Origin of the sequence: Streptomyces sp. NPDC048416 (genome assembly GCF_043200435.1) — a bacterium.
Taxonomy (GTDB): Bacteria; Actinomycetota; Actinomycetes; order Streptomycetales; family Streptomycetaceae; genus Streptomyces.
The window spans coordinates 82,312-90,250 of record NZ_JBICXU010000032.1 but is presented as its reverse complement, the minus strand read 5'-3'; the positions used below and the strand labels follow the sequence as shown (position 1 = coordinate 90,250).

At 74.8% G+C, this 7,939-nt stretch carries 3 protein-coding genes; all 3 read right to left on the bottom strand.

Annotated features, from left to right (window positions below; translation table 11 throughout):
• Window positions 1–295 precede the first annotated feature (295 nt).
• The gene (locus ACGFW5_RS29730) at window positions 296–1,720 is read right to left on the bottom strand and encodes a hydrolase (protein ID WP_393837399.1); all 1,425 of its coding nucleotides are present in this window, start codon (window positions 1,718–1,720) and stop codon (window positions 296–298) included.
• Between the two features lie 352 nt (window positions 1,721–2,072).
• Window positions 2,073–3,653 (bottom strand): peptidoglycan-binding protein, encoded by a 1,581-nt coding sequence (locus ACGFW5_RS29725; RefSeq protein WP_393837398.1) that lies wholly within the window; start codon window positions 3,651–3,653, stop codon window positions 2,073–2,075.
• A gap of 50 nt (window positions 3,654–3,703) precedes the next feature.
• Window positions 3,704–7,738, bottom strand: coding sequence for a BTAD domain-containing putative transcriptional regulator (locus tag ACGFW5_RS29720; RefSeq protein ID WP_393837397.1), 4,035 nt, complete (start codon window positions 7,736–7,738; stop codon window positions 3,704–3,706).
• Window positions 7,739–7,939 lie beyond the last annotated feature (201 nt).

Here is a 7,939-nt window from a genome sequence, read left to right as displayed (position 1 = left end):
AGCCTGTCCGGCGATTGAGGACGAGCGCCGTTCAGGCGCGAACGGGGGTGCAGGGGGCGGAGCCCCCGCATGGGGTCTGGGGCGCAGCCCCAGGGAGCTGCACCCTCAAGTAGCCGCACGGGTGGGTGGGTGGGTGGGCGGACCCCCGGGGTCTGGGGCGGAGCCCCAGGGGGCTGCACACTCAAGTAGCCGCACGGGCGGGTGGGTGGGCGGACCCCCGGGGGCTGGGGGCGGAGCCCCAGGGGGTCGCACACTCAAGTAGCCGCACGGGCGGGCGGGTGGGCAAACCCCCGGGTTACTGGACTATGCGCCAGCGTTGCTGATCGGCCGGCAACGCCCCGCAGGGGCGAACCTCAGCGACCTGAAGGTTCTTGGGATCGTTGGGCGAGAGGTCGGACAGACACCAGTCCCCGTCCTTGCTGACGAGATTCACAAATCCGTCCGCCCCGTCGATCGGACGGATCGCCCACTTCTGGTTGCTGGTCATCTGACCAGTCGTCAGACTCGCATCCCCACCCGACGCCCCCCACATCTGCACCTGGTTGCCCTCCCGCGTGTTGTCGGCGACAGCCCACTTCTCGGTGGAGGAGGTGAAGGCGAACTCGTCCTGCGGCAGCGGATGGACGTACCAGTACTGGTCCCACGTGGGGTTGTTGCGGATCTCCCGCGCGCTGTAGACGTAGCGCCCCTCCGGCTTCTGGTCCGTGGCCGTCGACAGGTACAGACCGAGCCCGGACTGGATGCGGACCAGCTTCGCCGGGTCGTACTGGGGCTTCTTCGGCCCGCCGCCACCCGCCGGCTTCCCGGCGTCGGGATCCTTCTTTTTCGGCTTCTCGGCCGGGGGCGCCGATGGCGGGGCGGCGGAGGGCGGCGGATTGGGCTGGGTCGAGGGGGACGGCGGGGCGGAGGGCAGCGGGCTCTTGGAGCCCTGCGGCAGCGGCTCCTCCTTCGCGGCCGCCTGCTCGGAGGCCTGGCTCTTGACGCCCATGTCGTGCTGGAACCAGAACACCACGAACGCCACGGCCAGCGCCACGAGGATCGAACCGACCGCGAGGAACCAGGCGGGGAACACCGACGGCTGCACGAAACTGCCGCGCAGCTCCTGCGGCGCGGGCTCGCCCGACCTGAGTACCGAGACGGTGAAGGGATGCTGGCGCACCCCGCCGAACCAGCTGATGTTCGCCGAGGTGACCTGGACCTCGGCGAACCCGGCACGGCCCGGGTCGACCTGGACCGCCGTGGGGTGGGCCTCGACGGTGACGGCGTCGCCGTTGTCCCGGGTGGAGAAGGAAGCGGTCAGGGGCTGGTTGCCGAGGTTGTCGACGGCCACCCGGCCCCGGGCGCGCCGCCTGCCCCGGATGGTGCGCGGCACCAGCTCCGCACGGAGTTCGCTGTACGGGCCGATGGTGAGGCGGCCCTCGACGACGTCGGCGTTCCCGGGGTGTTCGCGCGGCTCGACGCGCACGCCGAACGGAGCGGGACCCGCCACGGCGTCCGGGGTGCGCGGAGGCGCGAACGTGATGTCGGCGGTTCCCTCCGCCCCGGGGTAGAGCCGCAGCACCGCCGGCTCGACGCTCGCCCAGCCGGCGGGATCACCGACCGGAGAGAGCCGGTACTCCTCGACGGTGTCCCCGGTATTACGCACCCGCAGTCGTACGACGGCGCTGTCACCGGGGGCGACGGTGGTGGCGGGGGGCTCCAGGGCAGTCCACATACTCACCCCACGAGTCAAGTGCGCCGCAGGGTGAAGTACAGGGACGGAAGGGGCAGTTCCGGGGGCAGGACTGGCTGCCCGAGCGGCCATCCTCCCTCGTCGGGCGCCCCGCGCCGAGGGCCCGTCCGGGGGCCTTGACCCGGGCGGTTGCGGGGGAACAACCGCCCGGGAGTCTGGGGATGCGAGCAGCCTCTCAGGCTCCGATCAGCAGGGCCTAACGTCCACTAACGTCCGCGCTAACGGGCTTGCAGACGGCCTGCCGAGGAGTCGCCGGTGATGAGCCGGTGACTCGCCGAGGAGTCGCCGAGGAGTCGCCGAGGACTCGCCGGTGATGAGCCCAGGACTCGCCGGCGGCTCGCTAGCGGCCCGGGTTCCCGGTGCCCTTGACCGCGCCGCCGACCAGCCAGTTGAGCGTCTTCGCGTCGGCGACACCGCTCTGCGGGAGACCGACGGCTGCCTGGTATTCCTTGATGCCCTTCGCCAGGTCGGCGTCCGACTTCAACGGGAAGCCGCCCTTCTGGGGGGCCTTGAAGTAGTCGATGCCCTTCAGTGCGTACGAGCGGTCACGGTCGAGGTCGACGTCCGAGATCCCGGCCTGATTGGCCCACCACAGGGACGCCGTCAACTTCGTGACCTGGTAGTTGTTCGCGCCGAGCTTCACGTCCTCGGGCCTGATGCCCTGCGCCCACATCGAGGTGAGGGTGGCCCGGCCCAGGGTGCCGTACTTCTTGTCGGTCAGCGTCAGCTGGCGGCTGCTCTTCTTGTCCGCCATGACGTGCCGCTGGTAGCAGGCGAGCGAGGTCTGGGTGGGCTTGTCGATGACCGCGGCGGTCCAGCCGGGCTTCAGCACGCACTCGTTGGTGAGCGTGCCCAGGAGGTATTGCGCGAACGTGACGATGTCGTCCGGTTTGTACCCGACGTCCCAGACCGGGCCGACCGGAGCGTTCGGGGCCGCCTTGGGTGCCTTCTTCGGGGCCGCCGCGGCGGGCGGCGGCCCACTGCCGACCTGCGCGGCGCCGCCGCCGTCGCCCGCGGCGGCCGCGCCACCCGCGCCGCCCGAGCTGTCGGCGGGTGGCGGCGCCGCGGCGTCGAGCGCGGCGGGCGGGGCCGACGAGGGCGCGGGGGCCAGCGGGGACTCGGCGCCCTGCGGCACCGGCTGTGCGCTGGAACTCGCCTGCATCTCGCCCGCCGCGGTGTTCACCTTCGGCTGGAAGCCCATCCACAGCACCACACACGCCACCGACGCGGCCACGGCCGCGCTGCCCGCGACGAGCAGCCAGCGCGGCAGCACCGGGCGCTGCTCGAAGGTGCCGGTGAGTTCGAGTGCCTTGTCGTCGCCGGAGCGGCGCACCGCCACGGTCAGGCGGTGCTGTTCGGTGCTGCCGGTCCAGCGGACGTGCTGCGGCCGGACGGACAGCTTGGCGAACGCGGCCCGGCCGGGCGCGATCTGGACCGAGTTCGGCGCCATCTCGTAGGTGAGCCGGTTGGTCTCGTCGCGCAGCACAAGGGACGCCGTGAGCGCGGTGTTGCCGAGGTTGTCGACGGCGACCGATGCCCGCGCGCGGAACCGGCCCACCAGGCTCGGCGGCAGCAGTTCGGCGCGTACCTCGGTGAACGGCGCGACCGTGACCTGCCCGTCGAGCACGTCCCGTACGCCGGGGTGCTCGCGGGGCTCCACGCGGACGCCGTACGAGGCCGGGCCCGCCGGCGCGTCGGGTGAGCGCGGCGGCGCGAAGGAGATCTCCGCGGTGCCTTCGCTGCCGGGGTACAGGCGCAGGGTGTCGGGTTCCACCCGGGCCCAGCCCGAGGGGGCGCCGACCACCGAGAGGCGGTACTCCTCGACGGTGTCCCCGGTGTTGCGCACCCGAAGCCGCGCGGTGGCCCGCCCACCGGGATCGACGGCGACGGCGGCCGGGTCCAGAGACGTCCACATGGTCATGGGGGAAGGCTAGGGGGCGCGCCGGACGGCCTCCTGCCCGAAAGTCTCTGTCAGAGGGCAGCCCTGGCTGCACTCGCGGCCCCGCCGACCGGGCTGCCCTTCGGGGCTCCCGGCCGGGGCGCCGTGGGCGCGGTCCACAGCAGCGCCGTCAGCTCGTCGGCCTCCGCCGCGCCGCGTGCGCTGAGCAGCCGGTGCGCGGTGCGCAGCGAGGCCAGCGCGGAGAGCGCCGGTGTCTCGCCCAGCGCGAGCAGCGCCCGGCCGCGGGCCGCGAGCGCGAGGCCCCGGCAGAAAGGATCCCCGAGGTCGCCCTCGATGGACAGGGCCTGTGTCGCACACGCCGCCGCCTCGCCGGGCCGGTCCCTCGCCAGCGCGCAGTGCGCGAGCCGGGCCCACGCCATCGCTTCCCAGCGCAGATCGCCGACCCACTGGTGGTGCTGGCGCGATTCCCGCAGGTGCGCCGCCGCGCGCACCGGACGGCCGCCCGCGAGCAACGCGCAGCCGATCTGGTACAGCACATGTCCGAGCGTACCCCGGTCCCCCAACTCCCGCGCGGAGCGCAGCACTTCGTCGGCGGCCGATTCGGCGCGCTCCTTGTCTCCGAGCAGCATGTGGGCGCGTACGCCATGGGCCAGGACGCGCACCGCCTCGCCCTTGCTGCCCAGCTCCACGAAGCGGGCGTACGCCTGCTCGAACAGGGGAAGCGCGTCGGCGGGGCGTCCCATCGCGGCCAGGATCATGGCGAGTTCGTGTGCCGCCTCCGAGCCGGTCAGCGCGTCGCCGGCGGACTCCGCGCACTGCAACGCCTGGCGCAGGGTGTGCTCGGTGCGGCGGAAGGTGTCGCTGTTCTGCTGCGGCACGGCGGCGATCAGGCGCAGCGCCCGGCCCGCCGAGCGCGAGTCGCCGTGGCGGTGCGCCACGGACAGGGCGAGGCGGGCCGGGCCGTGCAGTTCGCGGCGCCTCGCGGTGCCGAGCACCAGGTGGGCCCAGCCGGTGAGGAGGTCGACGGCGGGGCGCAGCGCGTCCTCGCCGAGGCCTTCCCAGGGTCCCTTGCCGAGGGCCTGCTCGGCGGTGTCCCTGATCAGCTGGTGCGACTCCTGGAGCCAGGTGCGCGCGGCCTCGGCGTCGGCCGGGCGGTATCCGGGCACCGCCGGGTCGTGCAGCAGATCGGTCACCCGGCTGAGCGGGCGCACGCGGCGCACGGCGTGGCGGACGGTGGCCAGGACGTGGTCGAGCAGCCTGCGCTGGGCGACGGGACGCTCCACCGCGTCGGGCGAGGCGTCCAGGACGCGCCGGGCGAAGATGCGCACCAGGTCGTGGAAGCGGTAGCGGTCCACGCCGCAGGCCTCCAGGAGGCCGGCGTCCACGAGCGCTTCGAGTGCGTCCTGCGCGCTGTACGCGTCGACGTCCAGGAGTGCGGCCGCGACGGCGCGCCCGAAGACCGGCACGGACGTGGCGGACGTCAGACGAAAGGCCCGCGCGGCGGGCTCGGCGAGCCCTTCGTAGCTGAGCCGGAACGCGGCGTCGACGCCGAGCCCGTCGGCCTCCAGCTCATCCAGGCGGTGGCGCTCGTCGCGGAGCCGGGCGGCCAGTTCGGCCACCGCCCAGTCCGAGCGTGCGGTGAGCCGGGCCGCCGCGATGCGCACGGCGAGCGGCAGCCTGCCGCAGGAGGCCACGAGGTGGCGGGCCGCCTCGGGTTCGGCGCGCACCCGCTCGGGGCCGACGATCGTTTCGAGCATGGTGAGCGCGTCCTGCTCGCTCATCGCCTCCACGTCGATGAGCCGGGCGCCGGGCAGGCCGACGATGCGGCTGCGGCTGGTGACGAGGACGGCGCTGCCGGGGGTGCCGGGCAGCAGCGGCCTGAGCTGCGCGGCGTCGTGTGCGTTGTCGAGCAGGACGAGCACGCGGCGCCCGGAGAGCAGCGAGCGGTACAGCGCGCCGCGCTGGCCGGCGTCGTCGGGCACGGCTCCTTCGGCGACCCCGAGGGAGTGGAGCAGCTGGGTCAGGACGTCCGCGCTGTCGGCGGGCTCGGCGTCGGCGCCGCGCAGATCGACGTACAACTGCCCGTCGGGGAAGGCCCGGCGCATGCGGTGCCCGGCCCGCACGGCGAGCGCGCTCTTGCCGACACCGCCGAGCCCGGTGAGCACGGCCACCCCCAGAAAACGCCCGTCGGACGCTTCCTGAAGGAGGTCCGACACCTCACCGAGGAATCCCACGCGTCCGGTGAAATCGGCTATTGCGGGCGGCAGTTGGCAGGGGCGGGCGGCCACGACCCGCCGCTCCGGGGCGGAGGCGGGGGCCGGCGCGGGGGCCGGCGCGGGGGCGGCAGAGGGGGCGGGGTCGACGGGGTGGCCGGCCGCGGCGGCGGGAGCGGTGGGCGTCGCGGCGGGCACGGCGGGGCCGGCGAACGCGCCGGGTGCGGCCGGGTCGGGGACCGCGGTGGGCGCGGCAAGGTCGGGGACCGCGGCGAGTGCGGCAGGTGCGGCCGGGTCGGAGACCGCACCGGGCGCGGCAGGTGCGGCCGGGCCGACAAACGCGTCGGGCGCGGTGGCATCGGGCGCCGGGGACGCTGCCATGGCCGGGCGCGCGAGACCGGGCGCCGGGGACTCCTGAGCCTGGCGGCGGCTCGGCGCCGGGCGGACGCCCTGCCCCGGGCGGGCGTCCTGCCCCGGGCGGGCGTCCTGCCCCGGGCGGGCGTCCTGCCCCGGGCGGGCGTCCTGCCCCGGGCGGGCGTCCTGCGCCGGGCGGAGGCGGCCCTGACTCCCGGGCAATGACCGGTCCCGACGGAACTCCCAGGCGGGTATGGGTTGTTGGGTCTCCAACGAGGCCGGGCCGGTCGGCCCCGCGGGGTCGGACGGGTTGGCCGGTCCCCTCGCATCGGATCCCGCCGAGTACGCCGTCCCCGACGCTTCCCCCGAGTGCGCCGCACCCGACGCCTCCGCCCGGCGGGCCAAACCCGACGGTCCCGCCGGATGGACCGAACCCGACGGCCCCGCCGGATGGACCGAACCCGACGGTCCCGCCGGATGGACCGCTTCCGCCGCGTAGGAAGGCGCAGCCAGGTGGGCCGGTCCCGACGTACGGGATGCCCGTGCCGAGCGGAGTTGGCGCGCCGGGGCGGGCTCAGGCTCACGTGCCGGGCCGCGTCCCCGAGCCGTGCGGGGTTCCGAGGCCGCCCCGGCCTGCCGAGCCGCCCGGGCCTCCCCAGCCGCCCCGGCACCCCGGCGGGCTTCGGCATCACGGGACGTCGGTTCCGGCGCGGGCTCCGGTGGGCGCTGTCGTGTCGGGCGGGTCAGGAGGCGGGTGTGCAGGGCGGTCAGTTCGGGGCCGGGCGTCACGCCCAGTTCGGTGTCGAGGGTGCGGCGGGTCGCCTCGTACACCGCGAACGCGTCCGCCTGACGCCCGGCCCGGTGCAGCGCCAGCATCAGCAGGGCCTGGGTGCGTTCGCGCAGCGGGTGTTCGGCGGCGAACGCCCGCAGTGAGGCGATCGTCGCCGCGTGCCGGTCGAGGGCGAGGGCGCCGTGGAAGTGGTCCTCGCGGGCGGAGAGCCACAGCTCGGTGAGCCGGTCGCGTTCGCGCTCCGCGTGCGGTCCCGGCAGGCCGGCCAACGGGCTGCCGCACCACAGGGCCAGAGCCTGCGTCAGTTCCCGGTGCGCGGCGTCGGTGGCGCCCGCTCCGCGCAGCCGGGCCGCCTCGGCGAGCCCCGCCTCGAAGACAGCCGTGTCGAGCGCCGTGGCCGGCACCCGCAGCGCGTACCCGTCGTCGGCCGACACCAGGAGCCTGGCCGGGGTGCGCGCGGGGCGGCCCGGTTCGAGCAGGGTGCGCAGCCGGGAGACGTAGGTGCGCAGGGTGCCCACGCCGCGCGGAGGCAGCCGCTCCCCCCAGATCGCGTCGAGGAGTTCCGGCATGGAGACCGGGCGGCCCTCGCGCAGCAGCAGAACGGCGAGCAGGGCGCGCTGTTGGGGTGGCCCGAGTGGCAGGGGCCGGCCGTCGAGGTCGCCCTCGACGGGTCCGAGCATGCGGAACCGCAGCCCGCCGGACATGCCGCCGGGTATGCCGCCCTCGCTCGTTCCGCCGGATTCCGCCACGCCGTCGCCCTCTCCCTCGTCCGGCCGATTCGTCCCCCGACGTTTGCCCTTTCGGCCCCCGGATCCTGTTCGTCCGGTCACCGAAACGCTACGCCAGGACCGCCCAATGACCCGCATCAGCACATGTATCGCACAAGGACTTGGCCTGAACTGTCCCTGTATCCCTTGGGTAACCGGTCAAAAGGGCACCCTCCCTGCCCC

What these genes read in the sequence shown, in the direction of transcription:
- ACGFW5_RS29725 (WP_393837398.1), bottom strand. Translation starts at nt 3,653, where the DNA reads ATGACCATGTGGACGTCTCTGGACCCGGCCGCCGTCGCCGTCGATCCC.